This window comes from Myxococcus sp. CA023, from assembly GCF_010998615.1.
Classification (GTDB): domain Bacteria; phylum Myxococcota; class Myxococcia; order Myxococcales; family Myxococcaceae; genus Myxococcus.
On the sequence record NZ_JAAEAH010000065.1, the window covers coordinates 28308 to 49067 of the forward strand.

The 20760-nt window shown below is 68.5% G+C and carries 15 protein-coding genes; 10 read left to right on the forward strand and 5 right to left on the reverse strand.

Annotated features, from left to right (window positions below; translation table 11 throughout):
- The first annotated feature begins 38 nt into the window (after nt 1–38).
- Nucleotides 39–2012, forward strand: a complete 1974-nt coding sequence (locus F8M74_RS26410; protein ID WP_141256637.1) for an ABC-F family ATP-binding cassette domain-containing protein — start codon at nt 39–41, stop codon at nt 2010–2012.
- Here the strand turns inward: F8M74_RS26410 and F8M74_RS26415 are convergent.
- Nucleotides 2001–2699 carry a zf-TFIIB domain-containing protein gene (locus F8M74_RS26415; protein WP_141256638.1) on the reverse strand — a complete coding sequence of 233 codons (699 nt, stop codon included), beginning with the start codon at nt 2697–2699 and terminating at the stop codon, nt 2001–2003. The two genes, F8M74_RS26410 and F8M74_RS26415, sit on opposite strands and share 12 nt — an antisense overlap.
- A gap of 85 nt (nt 2700–2784) precedes the next feature.
- On the reverse strand, nt 2785–5028 hold the full coding sequence (locus F8M74_RS26420) for an ATP-binding protein (RefSeq protein WP_141256639.1): 2244 nt from the start codon (nt 5026–5028) through the stop codon (nt 2785–2787).
- Nucleotides 5029–5135: 107 nt separating this feature from the next.
- On the opposite strand from F8M74_RS26420, the gene F8M74_RS26425 reads away from it, so the two are divergent.
- The 8 genes from F8M74_RS26425 to F8M74_RS26460 all read left to right on the forward strand — a co-directional run bounded on the left by F8M74_RS26425 (nt 5136) and on the right by F8M74_RS26460 (nt 14492).
- Nucleotides 5136–7541 (forward strand): transglycosylase SLT domain-containing protein, encoded by a 2406-nt coding sequence (locus F8M74_RS26425; RefSeq protein ID WP_141256640.1) that lies wholly within the window; start codon nt 5136–5138, stop codon nt 7539–7541.
- A gap of 230 nt (nt 7542–7771) precedes the next feature.
- On the forward strand, nt 7772–7975 hold the full coding sequence (locus F8M74_RS26430) for a cold-shock protein (RefSeq protein WP_011553379.1): 204 nt from the start codon (nt 7772–7774) through the stop codon (nt 7973–7975).
- Nucleotides 7976–8110: 135 nt separating this feature from the next.
- Nucleotides 8111–9508: an L-seryl-tRNA(Sec) selenium transferase gene (gene selA, locus F8M74_RS26435; protein ID WP_141279616.1), complete on the forward strand. Its 1398-nt coding sequence runs from the start codon at nt 8111–8113 to the stop codon at nt 9506–9508.
- Nucleotides 9505–10098, forward strand: a complete 594-nt coding sequence (locus tag F8M74_RS26440; RefSeq protein ID WP_140862554.1) for an HNH endonuclease — start codon at nt 9505–9507, stop codon at nt 10096–10098. The genes selA and F8M74_RS26440 overlap by 4 nt, the downstream gene beginning before the upstream one ends.
- Nucleotides 10099–10318: 220 nt before the next feature.
- A complete protein-coding gene (locus F8M74_RS26445) occupies nt 10319–11272 on the forward strand; it encodes a P-loop NTPase (RefSeq protein ID WP_141259141.1) in 954 nt (317 codons plus the stop codon).
- Nucleotides 11269–13095 carry a helix-turn-helix domain-containing protein gene (locus tag F8M74_RS26450; RefSeq protein WP_141279613.1) on the forward strand — a complete coding sequence of 609 codons (1827 nt, stop codon included), beginning with the start codon at nt 11269–11271 and terminating at the stop codon, nt 13093–13095. Before F8M74_RS26445 ends, F8M74_RS26450 begins: the two co-directional genes overlap by 4 nt.
- An 85-nt stretch (nt 13096–13180) precedes the next feature.
- The gene (locus F8M74_RS26455; RefSeq protein WP_141258367.1) at nt 13181–13444 is read left to right on the forward strand and encodes a hypothetical protein; all 264 of its coding nucleotides are present in this window, start codon (nt 13181–13183) and stop codon (nt 13442–13444) included.
- A gap of 10 nt (nt 13445–13454) precedes the next feature.
- On the forward strand, nt 13455–14492 hold the full coding sequence (locus tag F8M74_RS26460; protein WP_141258365.1) for an RluA family pseudouridine synthase: 1038 nt from the start codon (nt 13455–13457) through the stop codon (nt 14490–14492).
- On the opposite strand, the gene F8M74_RS26465 is transcribed toward F8M74_RS26460, so the two are convergent.
- Nucleotides 14473–15783: an HD-GYP domain-containing protein gene (locus tag F8M74_RS26465; RefSeq protein ID WP_141258363.1), complete on the reverse strand. Its 1311-nt coding sequence runs from the start codon at nt 15781–15783 to the stop codon at nt 14473–14475. The genes F8M74_RS26460 and F8M74_RS26465 overlap by 20 nt on opposite strands.
- Before the next feature lie 4 nt (nt 15784–15787).
- Nucleotides 15788–17554, reverse strand: a complete 1767-nt coding sequence (locus tag F8M74_RS26470; RefSeq protein WP_141258362.1) for a HEAT repeat domain-containing protein — start codon at nt 17552–17554, stop codon at nt 15788–15790.
- A gap of 269 nt (nt 17555–17823) precedes the next feature.
- Between F8M74_RS26470 and F8M74_RS26475 the strand changes: the two genes are divergently transcribed.
- Entirely contained in the window at nt 17824–18048 is a 225-nt protein-coding gene (locus F8M74_RS26475) for a hypothetical protein (RefSeq protein WP_228560331.1), read from the forward strand.
- 163 nt (nt 18049–18211) lie between these two features.
- Here the strand turns inward: F8M74_RS26475 and F8M74_RS26480 are convergent, their stop codons facing one another.
- Nucleotides 18212–20677 carry an OPT family oligopeptide transporter gene (locus F8M74_RS26480; RefSeq protein ID WP_162295126.1) on the reverse strand — a complete coding sequence of 822 codons (2466 nt, stop codon included), beginning with the start codon at nt 20675–20677 and terminating at the stop codon, nt 18212–18214.
- Nucleotides 20678–20760: the final 83 nt, after the last annotated feature.

Consider the following 20760-nt stretch of genomic DNA (forward strand, 5'->3'; position numbering starts at 1 on the left):
TTCCCGAGGGGCTCGCGGGCTGTTACATCCCCGGCGCCATGAGCCTCGTCATCGCCCAGGACCTCTGTCTCTCCTACGGAAAGAAGGTCCTCTTCGAACAGGACAGTTTCACACTGGGTCCCAGGGACCGGGTGGGCCTCGTAGGGGCCAACGGGACGGGCAAGAGCTCGCTGATGAAAATCCTGGCGGGCGTGGCCCAGCCCGACTCGGGGACGGTGCAGTACAGCCGCAAGGCCCGAGCGGGCTACCTGCCGCAGGAAATCGCCGGGCTGCCGGATGGCACCGTGGTGGAGGCGGTGATGAGCACCGTGCCCGGCCGCGATGCCATGGAGGCGCGCCTCAAGGAGACGGAGGAGGCGCTCGCCGCCGCCATGGACGAGGAGGACCAGCTGGAGCTGTCCCAGTCCCTGGCGGACCTGCACGCGGAGCTGGACGACTTCGAGAACCGCTACGGCCGCCACCACGCCGAGCGCATCCTCAAGGGCCTGGGCTTCCGCGACACGGACCTGGCCAAGCCCACCTCCGCGCTGTCCGGCGGCTGGCGGATGCGCGCGGCCCTGGCGGGACTGCTGCTCCAGGACCCCGACCTGCTCCTGTTGGACGAGCCCACCAACCACCTGGACGTGCCCACGCTCACGTGGTTCGACGACTTCATGCGCCGCTCCAACAAGGCGCTGGTGCTCATCTCCCACGACAAGGACTTCCTCAACCGGCAGATCAACCGGGTGGTGTCCCTGGAAGTGGAGGGCGTGCGCGAATACGCGGGGAACTACGACGAGTACAAGCGCCTGCGCGCCGAGGAGAAGGAGCTGTTGAGGGCCCGCGCCGAGAAGGTGGAGTCGCGCCGCGCGGAGCTGCAGGGCTTTATCGACCGCTTCGGCGCCAAGGCCACCAAGGCGCGTCAGGCCCAGAGCCGCGCCAAGATGTTGGAGAAGCTGGAGAAGGTGCAGGTCCTGGAGGAGCGGACGTCGATGAAGTTCCGCTTCCCCGAGGTCGAGCGGAGCGGGCGCGACGTGGTGACGCTGGAGGGCATCACCAAACGGTACGGCGCGCAGACCATCTACGACGGCCTCACCGGGCGCGTGGAGCGCGGGCAGCGTATCGCAGTGGTGGGCGCGAATGGCGCGGGCAAGACGACGCTCCTGAAGATGGTCGCTGGCGAGCTGGCGCCGGACACCGGGACGGTGACGCTGGGGCACAACGTGGTGGTGGGCTATTACGCGCAGCACCACGCGGACAAGCTGAACCGGCAGAACACCATCATCGAAGAGGTGCGCCCGCTGGCCGCGGACAAGCCGGAGAGCTACGTGCGCGGCGTGCTGGGCGCGTTCCTCTTCAGCGGCGACGATGTGGAGAAGCCCATTGGCGTGCTGAGTGGTGGTGAGCGCGCGCGGGTGGCGCTGGCCAAGCTGTTGCTGGTGCCGTCCAACTTCCTGCTGATGGACGAGCCCACCAACCACCTGGACCTGGACTCGGCCGAGATGCTGATTGAAGCGCTGAAGGGCTACGGCGGCACGTTGCTGTTCGTCAGCCACAGCCGGAGCTTCATCAACGGCCTGGCGTCGCACGTATGGGAGGTCGCGGACGGGAAGCTCACGCCGCACCCGGGCAACCTGGACGACTACCTGTACCACCAGCAGAAGCTGCAGCAGGCGGCCGCGGAGGCCGCGGCCATGGCGGCGGGCCTGGCGCGGGGCGAGAAGGTGGCCTCCGGGCCGATGACGGAGAAGGACCGCAAGCGGCTGGAGGCGGAGGCGCGCCAGCGCCGCAGCGTGGTGGAAGGGCCCCTCAAGAAGGAGATTGCGAAGCTGGAGGCGCGCATCGCCGAGGTGGAGGCCGGACAGAAGGAGCGCGAGGCGCAGCTAGCGGACCCGGCCCTCTACAACGACTTCGCGCGCGCCAAGCCGCTGATGGAAACGCACCGCGCGGGCAAGGAGGAACTGGAAGACCTCTATGCCCGCTGGGAGGCCGCGCAGGAGAAGCTGGCCGAGGCGTCCGCGTCACTGGGATGAGGGCCGCGTGGCGCTCGCCCGGGTCATTTGGGTGAGCATCCGGTGGAGCAGCCACATCAAGCCCTCGGAGGCGTACCCGCCCAGGTTGAAGGCCTGGCCTCCACGCCGGGTGGGGACGAACATCGGGATGTCATGGCTGCTGAACGTTTCCCTGTAGGGGGTGGCGCCACTGGGCGCGCAGCTCCCGCAGTAGAGGCGCTCCTCCGCGACGAAGCCGTGCTCCAGCCGTAGCTTGCGTCGGCACGCGGCACAGCAGGGAGGCCCTTCGAGCCGCACCGTGGCGCGGGCATCCAGCGGCTCATTGCGGTACGTCTCCACGGCGTCTTGCAGTTGCTGGAGCTCGCCCGCGTCCAGGGCCACGCCCGCGCAGCCCGAGCACACCTCCATGGGGACCCCGAACACCTCCACCACGGGCAGGGGCGCGTGGCCACAGCGCGGACAGGTGGGGGCGCGGGTTCCACAGTGTGCGCACTCCGGGACGAACCGGAGCTCGCCCTGACAACCCTTGCAGCATCCTGGGCGGTTTTCCGCGCGTCGCAGGAGCGCATCCGACACGGAGCCTCCCATGACTTTCGTGAGCGCTTCGCCCTCGAACCACACCGCGCCACAGGCGCCACAGGTCTCCAGGGGAAGCTCACCGCTGGGCGTGAGCTGCATCGAGTTCTGGCAGAAGGGGCATGCGCTCATGGGGATGACCTATAGGCGCTCGCCCCCAGGGGCGAAAGCAGCAATGTCCGGAAGGTGTGTTCCCCAGGTGCGCCGCCCGGTGTCGCTACGCGCGGAGCCGCTTGCGGCGCTCCCGCTTGACGCGGGCGTCCACATGCGATGGCTTGCCCGCGTCGCGCAGTTCGTCGGACACGGGCAATGACTGCGACGGCCGCTTCCCGGCAGGCAGGCCGTCCACGGAGATGGCCTCCGCGGGTGGCTGCTCGGAGGGGAGGGAGGGGAGGCGGATGACGAACGTGGTGCCTTCGCCCATCTTGCTCTGCACGGAGATGCTGCCGCCGTGGTTCTTCACGATGCGTTGGCAGATGGCCAGCCCCAGGCCGGTGCCTTTCTGCTTCGTCGTGTAGAACGGCACGAAGATGTGCGGGTGCTGGTCCGAAGGAATGCCGGGCCCGTTGTCGGACACTCGCACCTCCACGAACTCGGTGCCGGCGCTGCGCAGCTCACCGAAGCGCTCCGGCTTCTCCGTGCGCACGCTGATGCGGCCCTCGCGCGTCTCGAGCGCCTGCACCGCGTTCTGCACCAGGTTGATGAGCACCTGCTTGAGCTGCTCCGCGTCGCCGTCCACGCGCGGCAGCATCAAGTCCAACTCCACGACCAGGTGGAGGTTGGACGGCACATCGTTCTGGATGAGCCGCATGGTGCGCGTGACCACCTCGTTGAGGTCGGTGGTGCCGAAGCTCTGCTTCAGCGGGCGCGCGTAGTCGAGGAACGCCGTCACCACGCCGTTGAGCCGGTTGACCTCCTCGACGATGACTTCGAGGAACTCCGCGTCTTCGCCCTGGTAGTGCGCCGGGTCCAGGCACTGCGCCGCGCCCTTGATGGCGCCCAGCGGATTGCGAATCTCATGCGCGAGACCCGCCGCCATTTCACCCAGGGCAGCCAGGCGGTCCCGCTCGCGAATCTTCTCGTAGAGCTTGGAGTTCTCCAGCACCGTCGCCAGCCGCTCCGCCACCTCCAGGATGATGGCGATTTCGTCGGACGCGAAGGCCTCCGGCACCCGTTCGTCCCACAGGTTGAGGAACCCGATGACGCGGTCATTGCCCATCAGCGGCACGGCGATGCCGGCCTTCACCTGCACCAGCGCCGTGCGCGTATCGTTGAGCCGCTTGAGCTCGTCCCGGTAGCGCTTGCCCTCCACCGCCTGCAGCCGCATGGTGGCCATGCGGCGCTCCACGTTCTCCCGCAGCACCGCCTTCTGTCCGCTGGCCGCCGCGAAGAGCAGGCCGCGCGCCACCGCCGTGTCCAGGAAGGCCACCGGCAGCGGGCCGCGCGAATCCAGCAGCCGGTACCCGGGCCGGTCCTCCGCCAGCAGGTACACGGAGGCGTGCGTGACGCGGCCCGTCTCGTGGAGGGTGTCCAGCACCAGCCGGGCCAGCTCGGAGATTTCGATGACGTTCGCCATGCGCGCGCGCAGCGCGCCCAGCGAGTCCAGGAGGGCGAAGCGCTCGCGGAAGAAGATGCGCACCACCATCTCCTCCACCTTCACCTTCAGCGGCTCCAGGAGGATGAGGATGACGAACGCGGCCACCACCGTGTTGAAGAGGAAGAGGCCGGTGTTCTCCTTGCCCCACGCCGTCAGCACCGTGAAGACGGCGGCCAGGATGCTGGCCAGCACCGTCTGCGAGGCAATCTTGCCCAGCAGTTCGTGCAGGTCCATGAGCCGCAGACGCAGCAGCGTGTGGGCCAGGAAGAACAGGTACAGCGTGGAGAAGACCGACCCCAGCGTGGGGAAGGGGATGCCGAAGCTGACCAGGAAATCCAGCGCGGAGAAGAGGATGGCCGCGCCCGCGCCAATGGCCAGGTACGCCAGCCGGAACTTCTCGATGCGCGACTCCGTGGTGCGGACCCGGTGGAGCAGCAATGAACCGTAGGTCAGCAACGTGCCCAGCACCCACACGCCCATGCCCACCCGGGCCCAGAGCTTGTCGGCCAGGGGGGTGACCGCCACGGTCAGCCCCAGGACGGCGGACAGCAGGGCGAGCCGGCGGCCCACCAGGTTCGTCCCCTTGCTGACGCCCAGGAACTCCAGGAAGAAGGCAACAGCCGCGCCCGGCACCAGGGAACCCACCAGGATGGTGGCGCCCACGAAGATGCGGGATGTCCACGGGTAGTCGCCGGCCGGGAAGACGCTGTGAAAGAAGAGCGAAAGGTAGTAGCCGGCCACCGTCAGCGCGAAGACGGAGTACAGCGTCAGTACCCTGGGCCTGCCGGGCCGCAGCAACATGGACACGCCCAGGGCGAGCCCGATGATGGATGCCAGCAGCGCGCTCTGTGTCCGGATGTCCATGAGGAGGCGGACAGTCTAACCTGTGTCAGCCTCCGGAAATTTTCCATGACCTGCCGGTTGTCCTGGGGCGAGCCCGCGCGCATCTCCCTGGGACCCAGCCCCCGCGTATGAAGCCCTTCCTTTCCAAGCTCGCCGTCGCCGCCTCCGCGCTCCTGATGACCGCGCAGGCCCCCGCCCCTCAGGCGGTTTCGTCCACCCCGGCCGAGCCCGAGGCGTCCGAAGCGCCGGCCCAGCACCCCAGCAACGCGCCTCCAGAGGCGCAGTTGTCGCCCCCTCCCGACTCGGAGAAGGCGCCGCTTCCGGTGGGCTACGTGGAGGTGCTCAACCCCGCCTTCCCCAATGCCGCGCCGCCCACGCCGGTGGTGCACCGAGGCCGCCGCTACGCGCTGGAGGACCTGGCGCCTTACTTCGGCGAGGGCAAGAAGAAGGAGGCCCGTGACGCGTTCGACCGTGGACAGTACACGCGCGCCCGCGAGCTGCTGAAGGACGAGGGCGACAGCCCGCCGGTGCGCTACCTGCGCGCCCTGGCCGCCGTCCGCGCCGGAGATGACGCGTCCGCCGCCAAGGAATTCACCGCGCTGGCCCCGGACTATCCCGCGCTGAAGGACCGCTGCCTGACGCATGGCGGCGTGGCGCTGGAGAGCCTGCGCCGCTTCGATGAGGCCGCGGTGCTGCTGGAGCAGGTGCCACCCGAGTCCAAGCTGTACGTGGACGCGCGGCTGGCCCTGTCGCGCGTGCTGCGCAAGAAGAAGGACGCGGCGGGCGCCATGGCCGCGCTGGAGCCGCTCACGTCGCGCGCGGCGCCCAGTTGGGGCCGCAACGTGGGCGCCGAGGCGCTGATGGCCATCGCCGACATCGCCGCGGAGAAGAAAGACAAGGCCGCCGAGCGCGCCGCGCTGTGGCGCCTGTGGGCCGCGCACCCGCTGTCCGCCTTGTCGAAGCAGGCCGAGAAGCGCCTCAAGGGGCAGACGCCGCCCGTCGATGCGAGGGTGGGGCGTGGCGAGGCGCTGGTGGAGTTGCACCGGAACAAGGCCGGCCTGGAGCAGTTGGAGCCGCTGCTGCCGAAGCTGGCGCTTCCGGACCCGCTGGCCTGTCGCGCGCACTTCGCCTACGGGAAGGGCATGCGCAAGGAGCGCCAGCACACGCGCGCCATCCAGGTGCTGACGCCCGTGGCGGAGAAGTGCCAGGACCGCGACCTGCTAGCGCGCGTGCTGTACGTGCTCGGCTCGTCGCGCTCCATCGTCGACCAGGCGCGGGGCACGGAGACCTACGAGCGGCTGGCGCGCGAGTTCCCGGACCACTCGTTCGCGGATGACGGCCTCTTCTACGCGGCCGACCTCTACCTGAAGACGGGCCGTCCGAAGGAGGCCATGGCCCGCCTGGACACGTTGGCCCGGCTGTACCCGCAGGGGGACTTCCTGGGCGAGGCGCTCTTCAAGGCGTTCTGGATTGCCCGCACCACTGGCGTGGAGGACTCTGGCCTGTCGTTCCTGGACCGCATCGAGGCGCAGTTCGCCAAGGCGGACGAGAGCTACGACGTGGAGCGCGCGCGCTACTGGCGTGCTCGGACGATGCAGGAGAAGGGCAACGTCCAGGGCGCGGCGGAGCTGTTCGAGAAGCTCTCCGTGGACCACCCGGCGACCTACTACGGGCTGATGGCGCGCTCGCAGCTGGCGAAGGTGGACCTGCCGCGGCTGGAGAAGGTGTCCGCCGAAATCTTCGCCGTGCCCGAGGCCGCCAGCCCCTGGCCGCTGTTCGCCGGCCCCATGGGCGAGGACCCGCACTTCCGCGCGGGCGTGGAGCTGTACCGCCTGGGCTTCAAGGAAGCCGTGTCGTCCGAGATGCTGGCCGTCAACCGGACCAATCTGCCCGCGGAGTCCGTGCGCCTGCTGGTGCTGGTGCTGCACGAGGCAGGGGACGAGCGCTCCGCCCACGCGGTGGCGCGGCTGGCGCTGCGGAAGGACTTGAGCGGGCGCATCACTCCGGAGACGCGCGTGGTGTGGGAGGTGGCCTATCCCAACGCCTTCCGCGACAGCATCGAGAAGCACACCGCGGACGTGGGCGTGGAGCCGGACCTGCTCCAGGCGTTGATGCGGGAGGAGAGTGCGCTGGACCCCAAGGCGCTCTCGTGGGCGGGAGCGATGGGCCTCACCCAGTTGATGCCGTCCACCGCGAAGGGCGTGGCGCGCGAGCTGAAGCTCAAGCGCTTCAGCGTGGACCAGTTGCTCCAGCCCGACCTCAACATCCGCATGGGGGCCCACTACCTGGGCGGCTTGCTCAAGCGCTTCAACGGACACACGCCCTTTGCGGTGGGCAGCTACAACGCCGGTCCTGGCGCGGTGAATCGTTGGAGGTCCGACAGGCCGGACCTGGCGCTGGACGCATGGGTGGAGGAAATCCCCATCTCCGAGACGCGCGGCTACATCAAGCGCGTGCTGCGCTCCTTCAACACGTACCAACTGCTGTACGGACGGGCGCCCAAGCTGCCCGTGCTCAAGAGCGCCGCGAAGTAGGTGCGCCGCTGCCATCCGGGCGCATGCCGGGTGGTGGCGGTGGAGAATTCGTGCGGAATGGGGCGCGAATGCCGCGGGTTATGTCCACGCCCGGAAAAAGGGTGCCTGCGTGTGGGGGACCCCCTATGCAACTGGCCGGAAACGTGACACATGGCCAGGGCCGCACCCTCACACGGCGTGGCAACCAGCTCAATTCATGAAGCTGGTAGAGAAAGACGAAGAGAAGCGTAATGGCGACTGGTACCGTGAAGTGGTTCAACGACGCGAAGGGCTTTGGGTTCATCATGCAGGACGGCGGGGGCGAGGATCTCTTCTGCCACCACACTGCGATTCAGACCCAGGGCTTCCGCACGCTGCAGGAAGGCCAGAAGGTCGAGTTCGACGTGGCCCGTGGCCCCAAGGGCCTGCAGGCTCAGAACGTTCGCCCGGTCTGAGTACCTACTGAGCGCTCATAGCGCTTAGTCCGAAGGCTCAGTCTCCCCGAGGGAGGCTGGGCCTTTTCCTTTTTGTCACCCCGATGTTCCAGGGCTCGCCTGGAACTTGCCCGGCGGCTCCCCTAGACTCGGGGCGTGGGCGCCCCGTCGAACAGTGGAGACGGTGGGAAGAATGCGCTCTTGCGCGCGCTCCCCTCCGTCGAGCAGCTCCTGCGGCGCCCGTCGCTGGAACCCCTGTTGAGTGGAGTCCCCAGGGCCCGGGCCGTGGCCGCGCTCCGGCTGGCGGTCGACCGGGCCCGGGGCCGGTTGGTGGCCTCAGGCGGTCCGGGCTTCGAGGATGCGGACGTCCAGCACGCGCTGAACACGCTGGCCACACCGGGGCTGCGGCCCGTGCTCAACGCCACCGGGGTGGTGCTGCACACCAACCTGGGACGCGCACCCTTGGCGGCCTCGGCCGTGGCGCGCGTGGCGGAGGTGGCCCGGGGGTACTCCAACCTCGAGTACGACCTGGATGAGGGAGAGCGGGGCAGTCGCTACGCGCCGTTGGTGGGGCTGCTGCGCTCGCTGACGGGCGCGGAGGACGCGGTCGTCGTCAACAACTGCGCGGGCGCGGTGCTGCTGGTGCTGGCGGCGTTGGCGTCCGGCCGCGAGTGCGTGGTGTCGCGCGGTGAGCTGGTGGAGATTGGCGGCGGCTTCCGTGTCCCGGAGGTGATGCGGCAGTCGGGCGCGAAGCTGGTGGAGGTGGGCACCACCAACCGGACGCGGCTGTCGGATTACTCGGCGGCGCTGGGCCCGGAGTCGGCGCTGCTGGTGAAGGTGCACCGCTCCAACTTCGCGTTGGTGGGCTTCACGGAAGAGGTGGAGGTCGCGGAGCTCTCGGCGTTGGGCCGCGCGCGCGGCGTGCCGGTGTTCCAGGACCTGGGCGCGGGCGCGCTGGTGCCGCTGAAGGGCGAGGGCCTGAGCCGGGAGCTCACGGTGGCCCAGGCCGTGGCGGCGGGCGCGGACGTGGTCGCCTTTTCGGGAGACAAGCTGTTGGGAGGACCCCAGGCGGGAGTCGTGGTGGGCCGGTCCGTGCTGCTGGCACGCATCAAGGCTCACCCGCTCATGCGGGCCCTGCGGGTGGACAAGCTGACGGTCGCCGCGCTTGAAGCCACCCTGGCGCTGTACCGGGATGGCCGGGCGGACGAGGTTCCGGTGCATCGCCTGCTTGCCCAGTCGCCGGAAGACCTGCGCGCCCGGGCGGTACGGTTGCAGGGCCTGCTGGCGGGGCGGGGTGTGCGTGCGCGGGTGGCCAGCGTGGTGGGACAGGTGGGTGGGGGTGCCATGCCGCTGGCCAGGTTGCCGTCCTCCGCGTGCATCCTCACCCTAGGGACGCCGGAAGAATTCTTGGAGCGCCTGCGCGGAGGAATGTCGCCGGTTATTGGGAGGATCGCGGATGGCGAGGTGCTCCTCGACGTCCGGTGTCTCGAGGAGGAGGAGCTCCAGGCTGTCGCGGATGCCGTCGCGGCCGCCATTCCAGGGAACCCGCCATGATCAACAGCGCCGTGCTTGTCCTCAACCGGTACTACCAGCCGGTGCATGTCACCTCGGTGAAGCGGGCGTTCTCGCTCCTGTACCTGGGGGTGGCCAAGGCCATCGACTCGCAGTACCGGCTCTACGAGTTCGCGGATTGGGCAGAGCTGAGCGCGACACAGGACTGCATCACCACCATCGAGCGCACCATTCGCGTTCCCCGTGTCCTGGTGCTCAGCGCGTATGACCATCTGCCCCGAGGGCGGGTGCGCTTCTCCCGACTCAACATCTACGCGCGCGACAACGACACCTGTCAGTACTGCGGCAAGAACCTGCCCCGCAGCGAGCTGAACCTGGACCACGTCATGCCGCGCACGCAGGGCGGCAAGACGACGTGGGAGAACGTCGTGTGCTCCTGCGTGCCCTGCAACCTGAGGAAGGGCGGGCGGACGCCGGAGCAGGCCCACATGAAGCTGCTCAAGAAGCCCGTGCGCCCGCGCTGGACGCCGCTGTTCCGCGGCGCCACCCGCAAGGTGACGTACCGGGAGTGGCTGCCGTTCCTGCACCTGGCGGATGCGTCGTACTGGAACGTCGAGCTGCTCGACGAGTAGCGCCTACCTAGTGGGCATCCGGGCTCGCCGCAGGGGCTGGAAACTCCGGGAGTGACGGGTTTCCGGCGCATGCGCGGGCCGGGATGTTCCACTGAACGGATGCAGAAGGCCGGGGAGTCGACGCGACCCCGGGTTCGGGATTTGATGGGGGGGCATGCCCCAACCCTCGCCAGCGCCCCGGACCGAATCCCGTGTCCTGGGCCCCACGGAGCCAGGCTCCATGGTCTCCGGCCCTCCTGGTCTGTCACGCCGTCCTCGCCCCCGGCGCATCATCGCCGTGGGAGGCGGGAAGGGGGGCATTGGCAAGTCCATGGTGTCCGCCAACCTGGGCGTGGCCCTGGCCCAATCCGGGGCCAACGTGCTGCTCGTGGACGTGGACCTGGGCGGGGCCAACCTGCACACGTGCCTGGGGGTGGGGCAGCCCACCGCGACGCTGTCCGACTTCCTGCGGCGCAACAAGGCGCAGCTGGAAGAGGTCATCGTTCCGACGGGCGTGCCCCGGCTGTCGCTGATCGCCGGCGCGCAGGATGCGCTGGACGCGGCCAACCTCAAGTACGCGCAGAAGCAGAAGCTGCTGCGGACGTTGATGGGCACGTCGGCGGACTACCTCATCCTGGACCTGGGCGCGGGGACGAGCTTCAACACCATCGACTTCTTCATCCTCGCCGACCACGGCGTGCTGGTGATGCTGCCCGAGCCCACGTCGGTGGAGAACGCCTACCGCTTCGCGAAGGCGGCCTTCTTCCGCAAGCTCCAGCAGGTGGAGTCGCAGTACGGCATCGAGGACCTGGTGGAGGACGCGCTCACCACCCGTGAGGGGGCGCTGCGCACGCTGCATGACGTGCTGGCGCAGGCCCGGCGCAAGGACCCGGCCATCGCGGACCGCTTGGAGCGCGAGCTCTCCGCGTTCCGCATCCGGCTGATCGTGAACCAGGCGCGCACGGATGCGGACCTGTCGGTGGGCACCTCGGTGGCCGCCGCATGGAAGAAGTTCTTTGGCATCGAAATGGATGTCCTGGGTGCCATTCGCTACGACGACGAGGCGTGGCGCGCGGTGCGCAAGCGCAAGCCCGTCCTCATCGAGCGACCGGATTCCGCGGCGGCCACTGCCATTCAGGGCATCGCAACACGTATCCTCACACTCGACGGCTCCCCCCAGCGCTCCACACCATGAAGCCCTTCGAGCAGCAGACCTATTACGAGATTCTCGAAGTCCCCGTTACCGCTCCGACGGAGGAGATTCGGGCGGCGTACGAACGGCTGACGGAGCTGTATTCGCCGGACTCCATCGCCGTCTATGCGCTCGTGGACGAGGGCCAGGTGGATGGGCTCCGCACTCGGATCGCCGAGGCGCTGGAGATTCTCTCCGACGAAGAGCTGCGTGCCGAGTACGACAAGGACCTGGGGCTCCCGGCCCGCCGGTTGATGGACGCGGTGTCGACCGGGGGCGAGGTGGCACACGCCGACGCGCCGGTGGAGAGGCGCGAGGAGCCGGAGCTCGTTGGGGTTGCCGCTTCCGGCGCGGAAGATCAAACTGGCCACCTTTCGACGCAGGTCCCCGAAACGGGGACGAACGGGAGGCCAGGAGCAGTGCGAGACGTGCCGGTGGAGGACTCGGAGACCGCGGTGACGGGGCGGGATGGGGAAGGGGAGGCCGGGGCCAATGCGACGGAGCCTCGGGTGGAGCCGGTGCCGGCGTCCTTGGGACAGGCGGACTTCCGGGCGTCGTTTTTCCGTGGGTTCTCGTTCGCGTACGTGTCCAGCTCGTTGCAGGACACGCAGCGGCTGGGGAGCGCGGTGGATGTTCCCGTTGCGTCGATTCAGCCCCAGGTTTCGGGTGGTGGAACGGGCACGGGGGCCGCGAGCGCTGAGTCGCAGCGCGAGGCCTCCGGTGCGGTGGCTGCGGCTCCGGTGGGTGAGACGGCTGTGACCCAGGGGGCTGCTGCGGTGGCGCCTGGCTCCGTTCCGGCCAGCGAGGCTGCTTCGGTTTCCCCGAGCGCCCCTGCGGTAACGGGCAGCGCGCCGATTCCGGCGACGTCTCCGCAGGTCAACGTCAGCGTCCCTGCTTCGGGCAGTGATGCCTCGGTGACTGCTTCTTCCGCCGTGCCGACGCCTGCGACGGCAGCCACTGTCAGCGCTCCGGCTTCGGCCAGCGATGCACAGGTGACTGCTTCGGCCGTGCCGCCGCCTGCATCGGGAGCGGCCGTCAGCGCGCCGGCTTCAGTCAGTGATGCCCCGGCGACTGCTTCGGCCGCCGCACCGACTCCCGCCCCGGCCGCTCCCGTCAGCGCCCCGGTGGCGGAAAGCAGTGCCGCGGTGACTGCCTCGGCAACTTCGGGCAGCGGCCCAGCCGCCGCGCCGGTCCCCACGCAAGGCGCTCCGGTCAGCGCCGCGGCGGCTCTGCCCCCTTCGGCGCCTGCTACCGCCGTGACTGGCGCCCCGGCATCGGAAGCCAGCGCTGCGCCCCTCCCGCCGGCTCCAGCGAGTGCCGGCCCGGTACCGCCGGCCCCTCAGGCGCCCGAGGCCGAGCCGACCGCCATCGTCCCTGCCCGTCCGTCGCCCGCCTCGGAGGCTCCGTCCGAGCCGGGCCGGGCTGGAGCGCGTCCCGGGCGGCCTCTGGGAGACGCGCCGCAGATCGCCCAGGACTCCGCCATCGCCACGGCGGAGGCGGCGCTGGCGCAGGCGTCCCAGGCCGCGTCGCGGGCCCGTGAGCCCCGGCCTCGCGCCCCGGACATCCCGTCCGATGCCGAGTTCAACGGCGAACTGCTCCGGCAGGTCCGCGAGGCCCGGGGGGTGACCCTCCAGCAGGTGGCCGACCGCACCCGCATCACGCGCATGCACCTGGAGAACGTCGAGGCGGACCGCTACAACCTGCTCCCGCCCTCGGTCTACCTGCGAGGTATCCTGATGAGCCTCGCCCGCGAGCTGGGGTTGGATCCACTCCGCGTCTCCAAGAGCTACCTGGCCCTGTCTTCTGAGAAGTCAGGCCGGAAGTAGGGGAGGCGCCCGGAAGTGCTCGGATGTCACCGGCGTTGCGAGGAAAGTTGACTCGCCTCCAGCCGCTGCCTAAGTAGGTAGCACGATGACGGACGAGGAAAAGGTCAAGGCGATGCGGCTCGCCCGTGCGATTGCCTCGGATATCTCGCTCTACAACGAGCAGAAGATCATCAAGGGAATCGAACAGGACAACCTCTTCGAGGTCCTCAAGGAGGAACTGGAAGAGGGCCGCGAGCTCTACAAGAGCCGCGTCAGCCAGGAGATCTTCACGAGAATGAACTTCTTCGAGCGGGCGATCAACGACATCGTCCTGCGCTCGAAGGCGCATGTGAAGTCGAAGATCTGGTGACCCCCTCCCCGTGGTAGCGCCCGACACGCGAGAGCACCGCGCTCCGCCCGAAGCTCGCGGCGAGCGCGTCGATCAGTACCTCGCGCGCGCGTTCCCGGACCTCACGCGCTCTCGCATCCACGGCCTCATCGAGGCCGGGCATGTGCTCGCGGACGGCCAGCCGGCCAAACCGGCCCGGCGTCTGCGCGGCGGTGAGCTGCTCGTCCTCCACATTCCGGCGCCCGTTCCCGCCGTCCCGTTGGCGGAGGAGCTCCCGCTCGCGCTGCTGCACGAGGACCGTGACCTGGTCGTCGTCGACAAGGCGGCGGGCATGGTCGTCCACCCCGGCGCGGGCCATGCCTCCGGCACCCTGGTCAACGCGCTGCTGCACCGGGTGAAGGACCTGGCCGGTGTCGGGGGCGAGCTGCGGCCGGGCATCGTCCACCGGCTCGACAAGGACACCACCGGCTGTCTCGTCGTGGCGAAGAACGAGCAGGCGCTGGTGGCGCTCCAGAAGTCCTTCAAGACGCGCGCGGTGGAGAAGACGTACCTGGCGCTGGTGCACGGTGTGCCGCCGGCGGAAGGGCGCATCGAGACGCTCTACGGCCGTCACCCCATCCACCGCCAGCGCTTCACGGGCAAGGTGAAGGAGGGCAAGAACGCCATCACCGAGTACCGCGTCCTCGAGGCCTTCGATGGCGCCGCGCTGGTGGAGGTGGACCTGCTCACCGGCCGCACGCACCAGATTCGCGTGCACCTCTCCGAGGCCGGCCACCCCCTGCTCTGCGACGCGCTCTACGGCGCCGGACGCAAGGCGAAGGGCGCCGCGGCGGAGGCCCAGGAGCGGCTGGGGCGCCAAGCGCTCCATGCGTGGCGCCTGTCCTTCGCGCACCCGCGCACGGGCAAGGTGCTGAAGCTGGAGGCGCCCATTCCCGCGGACTTGGAGGCGGCCCTGACGCTGCTCCGGGCCACCGTCCCCGCGCCGGAGGCCCCGCCCGCCACCCGAAAGCAGCCCGCGCCCCGGAAGGCGGCGGGCGGCTCGAAGCGGACTACAGGCCGGACACGCTGAGCGACTGCTGGCGCTTGGACAGCACCTTCACGGGCTGGATGGCCATCACCCGCATGAAGACGGACAGCAGCTCCGGGTCGAACTTGTTCCGCATCTCCGACCACATCAACATCAGCGCCACCTCCGGGCCGTAGGCATCCCGGTACGGGCGCTTGGAGGTGAGGGCGTCGTACGCGTCGCAGATGGCGATGATCTTCGCGTACACCCCGAGGTTCGTCTTCGGGATGATCATCTGGATGTTGCCGCGGGAGTCGCGCACGGCGGTACCGAAGTCCGTCTTGTGCTCGAACGTCGTCACCACGCGCAGCAGCGTGGAGCGGCTGAAGCCCTTCTCCATCAGGATGTTGCGCACGGAGATGAGCGGCGCGCGCTGCACCGTCTGCTTCTCCTCGGGCGTCAGCGCGCCTCGCTTCGTCGACAGCTCTTCCGACAGCGTGGCCATGCCGGCGTCGTGGAAGAGGGCGATGTAGCCCAGGTCGCGCAGTTGCGGCTTCGTCAGCCCCAGCTCCGCGCCGAAGACGACGCTCATGAGGCACACGTTGACCTGGTGATACACGAGGTAGTCATCCTCGCGCCGCATGGTCGTCATGCCCAGGAAGTGCGTCCGCTGCTCGTAGGAAATGTCGACGAAGTCCTGCACCAGGCGCAGCGCCTTGGAGGCGTTGATGGGCTTTCCGGCGCGCACCGACTGCAGGTACTTCGTGAGGAAGAACACGGCGCGCGCGTAGATGGTCATCGCGTACTTCTTGCGGTCCACCTTCTGGTCGCCCGGGTTGTCCAGGTCCTTGTTCAGCTTCTCCTTCAGCTTGGAGAACTTGGCCACCCGCATGTTGAGCAGCTTGCGGTTGGACAGGCCGTCCTCTTCGGACGCGGTCGTCTGCTCCTTGCTGAAGATCCAGATGAAGTTCTTCAGCTCCGGAACGGTGACGGGCTTGGTGAGCGTGAAGCCGCCCACGTCCTTCGAGCGCAGCTCCGTCAGCAGGTATCGCTGGTTCTCGATGGAGTTGAGGTCCACCTTCACCAGCATGCCGTTCAGGTAGAACGACTCCTTGACGCCCGTGAGCTCCAGGCGGCCTTCCTTGCCGATGATTTGATTGATGATGTCCTGGAGCTGGTGCAGCGGCTTCTGGAAGACCGCGTTCTCCGGGTCATACATCTTCACCGAGCGCACCAGCATGTACAGGCCGGCCACCAGCGAGCGCGCCAGGCTCTGGAGCTTCTCGTTGTGCTCGCGGCCGAACTCGCTGGTGTTCTCGTCCTGCGACTGGGTGATTTTCAGGTTGTCGGCCATACGCCTATGCCTCCTCCGACAGCGCCGAGTCTCCGAAGAGCGCCTTCTTCGTCTGGTACATCGCCTTGCGAGCCGAGGTGAGGACCTCCAATGGCTGGTTCTTGTCCTCCACCACCGCCTGCAACAGCTTGTAGCCCTGGATGGAGCACGCGCCGCCCAGGCCGTGGATGGCCAGCAGCTTGTCCTCCAGCACGCGCTTCTTGTTGAGCAGCGAGGGCTTCGTCGCGAGCATCTGCTGCATCATCGACAGGGCGCCCGGGGTGCCCGTGGAGCCGATGGCCGCGTACACCGCGGCGCGCTCGTCGGGCGTCTTCTTGTCGAAGCCGGGCTCCCGCACCAGGCGCATCAGGTCCGCGTAGCCCTTGTCGCGGTCGAACTCCGGCAGCAGCTTCGCCGCCAGCATGCGCACCTGGGAGATGGAGTCCGTGAGTGCGTCCGCGATGATGCGCCGGGCCTCGCCCGTGCGTCCGCGGCCGATGATGTTGAGCACCTCCAACTTCACCACCAGGTTGGGGCTCTTGAGCACCTGGCCGAACATCTTCACCCGGTCCGGGTGGTTGCTCTTCTCCAGGATGTAGACCATGTCGCGCACTGTCTGCGGCCGCTCTGACATCAGCCGCGCGACGAAGGGCTCGGGCACCTCGCGCGCGAAACCCGCGAGGGCGTCACAGAGCAGGGTGCGGTTGTCGGCGACCTCGATGCTCTCCAGCACCGACAGCAGGGGGATGATGGAGTCCCGGTCCAACACCTGGAGGTAGCGCGACACGTCCGCGGGGTTCTTCGGTCGCGTCGACTTGAGCGACTCGCCCACCCGCATCAGTCGCTGCTCCTCGCCCATCTTGTGGAGGAAGTTCTCCAACATCTTCGCCAGGTCCTCGCTGCCTTCGCGCTGGGACAGCGCGCGCAGCTTGAGGACGATCTGGTTGATGGTGCCGAAGTCGTCCTGGAGGAGGAGCATGTCCAGCAACTGCACGAAGATTTCCTCGAGCAGAGACGCGTCATCCACGCCGCCTTCCACCACCTGGAACACGGCGCTCACCAGCTTGGGAAACAGCCGGGCGTTCTCCTCCTCGGAAACTTCGCGCTGCAGCTTCGCCTTCAGCTCGTCCGAGGCATGCCGTCCACCCACCACGAGCCCGCGAATCTGCTCCACGCCGTCCAGCTTGGCGTCCAAGTCCTCCGCGGACACGCGCGCGAAGCGCAGGTAGTCATCCGAGTTCGTCTGCAGGCGCGAGTAGAGGTAGCCCACCACCTTGTCCACCTCGACCTGCACTTCCTCCTCGCTGGCGTTCTCCATGGAGAAGCCTTCCACCACCACGTACTCCACGTGCTCCATGCTCGCGCGCCACAGCTGCGCCAGCACATCCTCCGCGCCGCGCTCCGGCTCGGACAGGGCGATGAGCGTGAAGGTGGTCAGCTCCTCCACCGTGAGACCCGGGCGGAAGATGAGCTGCCGGATGCCGTCGCGGAAGAACTTGTAGGGCAGCGGGGTGTCCTCGGAGAACAGCGACTCACCGAGGAGCAGGAAGTTCTGCTGCTCCACCTTCATCGACAGGGGACCGAACTTGTCGGTGTAGGAGGCAATCGACTCGAGCGCCTTCCCGAGGAACTCCGGGAAGCGCGACTCGTTGTGGCGATACATCCCGATCTGCTTGATGCCCTTGAGCAGGTGGAAGGCGAACGTCTTCGCCAATTCAACCTTCTCGCGTGCCTCAGGCGAAAGCTGGGGCTCCGCGTTGGATTCTTGGATGGCTTTAGGGGGGTGGGCCATGCTGTCACCCAAGCCTAACCCGATTTTGGACGGCTACCCAGGAGACGGCCCGTAGCAGTCTCATGGCTTGGGTGTCGTCCCCGTGACGGGGCATGAGAATGACGGGGATTCCCGGTTGTGTTGCCACATGCGTCATCCGCCGGAACGGGGCGACGTCCATGGCTCGGTTGCTGACGTGCTCGCTATTGCTGGTTTCGTTGACGGGGTGCTTCCGGATGAGCCTCCGTTCCGGAGCGCCGCGCGGAGGAGCGCCCGAAGAGCAGACCGGAGTGAGCCTGGTCGCCGGACTGACGACCTCGAATGTGGTGACGCCGGAGTGCCAGCACGGCTTCTCCCGCGTGGATGTGTATTGGCCGTGGTGGGGCCCCGTCGTCTTCGCGGCGACCTTCGGCGTCGTCGCGCCGCTGCGCACGGAGTACGTGTGCGCGGATGCCGCGGATGCCGCTGGCCTCGTGCCGCCCGAGCCCGTGCCGTCCTCCCACTCGCCGCTCTGAGCGAGACGGCCCGGGTGGGTGCTCGCCGCCTCCTGGACGGGGTTTCAGGAGGCACGCCGCACCCGCCCTGGAAATGAGCGAGGCGGCGAGGATTGCTCCTCGCCGCCCCGGGTGTCTCAGCGGTGTTTCACCCGGCCTCCAGGAGGAGGCCCGGGCACGTGGCCTACGCCTCCTTCTGCGGCGGCGGGGACACGGCGGCGCTCGGGCCCTTGAGGGCGGAGCGCAGCAGGAACAGCGTCAGGCCGGCGAAGAAGAGCAGGCCCCAGAGGTTGGACCACAGCGGGTGGGCGTGCTCGCTCTCGCCTACCATGTTGAGGAAGCTGCCCAGGCCGCCATGGTTGCCCAGCAGGGCAGGCAGGTTCAGCGCGCGGGTGCCTGCTCCGTCGGTGACGATTTCCAGGAAGGCGATGAGCACTCCCGCGATGGAGCCACCGGCGATGAAGCCGGAGGAGAGCAGGGTGCCCGGCGAGAAGTCGGACTCGCCGCCGCGGATGCGGTCCACGAAGTAGCGCACCATGCCGCCCACGAAGAGCGGCGCGCTGCTGCTGATGGGCAGGTACACGCCCACCGCGAAGGGCAGGGAGGACACGCCGCACAGCTCCAGCATCAGCGCGATGAAGACGCCAAGGAGCACCAAATCCCACGGCAGCTTCTGGGTGAGGATGCCGTCGATGATGAGCGAGAACAGCTGCGCCTTGGGCGCCGCGTAGCGCGTCAGCTGCTGGCCTTCGTAGACGCTGATGCGGCCGCCGATGCCCGGGTCCACCACGTACTGGATGGTGTCGGACTCATCGGGCAGGTACTTGCCCGCGGGCACCACCGTGTCCGCGCCGCGCACGTAGCCTTCCTTGTACGTGCGCTCCGGTCCGTCCGTGACGGTGCCCAGGTCCGCCACCTTGATGGGGGCGCCGCTGGGAACGTTGAGCGTCACCGCGCCCAGGTCCTGCGAGGACACGTCGCGCCAGCTGCGCAGCTCCATCGCGCCGCTCTGCGTGTTCAGCTCGTAGCCCTGCGCCCAGACGGCCTTGCGCAGCGCTGCCTCGTCCAGGCCGCGGGCCGCCATCGTGTCGGCGGAGACGGCCCAGGGGAAGGTGTGCTGGACGCGCGTCTCGTCGGAGAACTCCGTCACCTTCACTCCCGGGTGGGGCTCGGGGATGGTGACGGTGGCGCCGCGGTTGAGCGTCACCAGCACCAGGCCGATGAACATCGCGCTGGTGAGCACACCGACGAACAGCGCCAACTGCTGGCGCCGGGGCGTGCCGCCCACCAGGAAGGCCGTCTTGAGGTCCTGCGCGGTGGTGCCGCCGTTGGACGCGGCGATGCCGACGATGGCCGCCGTGGTGAGGGCCATGAAGCGGTCCTCGGACGACGTCCAGCCCATGAGCAGGTAGACGAGGCAGGTGATGAGCAGCGTGGCCACCACCATGCCGGAGATGGGGTTGGACGAGCTGCCAATCTCACCGGTGATGCGCGCGCTCACCGTGACGAAGAAGAAGCCGAAGATGACGATGAGGACGGCGGAGATGAAGTTCACCTCCAGCGGCGGCGCCAGCCAGATGGCCAGCACCAGCAGCGCGCTGCCACCCAGCACCACGGTGATGGGCAGGTCCTGCTCCGTGCGCAGCAGCTGCGGCATGGCGCCCTGGCCCCGCGACGCCTTCAGCGACTCCAGGCTGCGCTTGAAGGCCCCGATGATGGTGGGCAGCGAGCGGATGAGGCTGATGAGACCGCCCGTCGCCACCGCGCCCGCGCCGATGTAGAGCACGTACGCATTGCGAATCTGGTCCGGCGACATGTCCCGGATGAGCTGGCCGTTGTGCATCAGCAGCGGCGTCTCCAGCCCGCTGCCGAAGAACGAGATGGCCGGGATGAGGATGAGGTAGCTCAGCACACCACCGGCGAAGGTGATGGCCGCCACTCGGGGGCCGATGATGTAGCCCACGCCCAGCAGCTCCGGGCTCACCTCGGTGGAGACGGTGGCGCTCTTGAGCCCCTGCAGCGGCGTGCTCAGCACCTCGCGGAACAGCTTCATGCCGGAGTAGGCGAGCTTGTAGACGCCGCCCACCACGAAGCCGGTGATGACGGTGCGGGCGTTGGTGCCGCCCTGCTCGCCGACGATGAGCACGTCCGCGCTGGCGGTGCCCTCCGGGTAGGGCAGCTTGCCGTGCTCCTGGACGATGAGGCCCTGGCGCAGCGGAATCATCATCAGCACGCCGAGCACGCCGCCCAGCGCCGCCGTGAGGAAGGCGTGGGTGAGGCTGATGTCGTAGCCCAGCAGCAGCAGGGCGGGGAGCGCGGCGGCCACACCGAAGGAGATCGACTCGCCGGCCGAGCCCGTCGTCTGGACGATGGTGTTCTCCAGGATGCTGGAGTTGCCCAGGGCCCGGAAGATGGCGATGGAGAGCACCGCGACGGGAATGGACGCGGAGACCGTGAGGCCCACCTTGACGGCCAGGTACACGGACGAGGCGGCGAATACGATGCCCAGCACCGAGCCGAGCACCAGGGCTCGTATCGTCATCTCCGCCGGAGACTTGTCGGGGGGGACGTACGGGGTATGGGCGACTGTCGCGAGCATTTGCGCGATCGGGACGCGATCCTCGGAGAGCGGCGGCGAACCGTGGGCCAAGCAGGGGGCTCCTTCGAAGGGAAACCGGCTCTTTCTAGCAGGCCCCCGGCTGGCCGTGAAACAACACCCTCAAAAGGCAAGCG

Bases quoted from the DNA above. Each gene is read 5' to 3' on its own strand.
- F8M74_RS26410 (WP_141256637.1), top strand. From the start codon at position 39: ATGAGCCTCGTCATCGCCCAGGACCTCTGTCTCTCCTACGGAAAGAAG.
- F8M74_RS26415 (WP_141256638.1), bottom strand. From the start codon at position 2,699: ATGAGCGCATGCCCCTTCTGCCAGAACTCGATGCAGCTCACGCCCAGC.
- F8M74_RS26420 (WP_141256639.1), bottom strand. From the start codon at position 5,028: ATGGACATCCGGACACAGAGCGCGCTGCTGGCATCCATCATCGGGCTC.
- F8M74_RS26425 (WP_141256640.1), top strand. From the start codon at position 5,136: ATGAAGCCCTTCCTTTCCAAGCTCGCCGTCGCCGCCTCCGCGCTCCTG.
- F8M74_RS26430 (WP_011553379.1), top strand. From the start codon at position 7,772: ATGGCGACTGGTACCGTGAAGTGGTTCAACGACGCGAAGGGCTTTGGG.
- F8M74_RS26440 (WP_140862554.1), top strand. From the start codon at position 9,505: ATGATCAACAGCGCCGTGCTTGTCCTCAACCGGTACTACCAGCCGGTG.
- F8M74_RS26445 (WP_141259141.1), top strand. From the start codon at position 10,319: ATGGTCTCCGGCCCTCCTGGTCTGTCACGCCGTCCTCGCCCCCGGCGC.
- F8M74_RS26450 (WP_141279613.1), top strand. From the start codon at position 11,269: ATGAAGCCCTTCGAGCAGCAGACCTATTACGAGATTCTCGAAGTCCCC.
- F8M74_RS26455 (WP_141258367.1), top strand. From the start codon at position 13,181: ATGACGGACGAGGAAAAGGTCAAGGCGATGCGGCTCGCCCGTGCGATT.
- F8M74_RS26465 (WP_141258363.1), bottom strand. From the start codon at position 15,783: ATGGCCGACAACCTGAAAATCACCCAGTCGCAGGACGAGAACACCAGC.
- F8M74_RS26470 (WP_141258362.1), bottom strand. From the start codon at position 17,554: ATGGCCCACCCCCCTAAAGCCATCCAAGAATCCAACGCGGAGCCCCAG.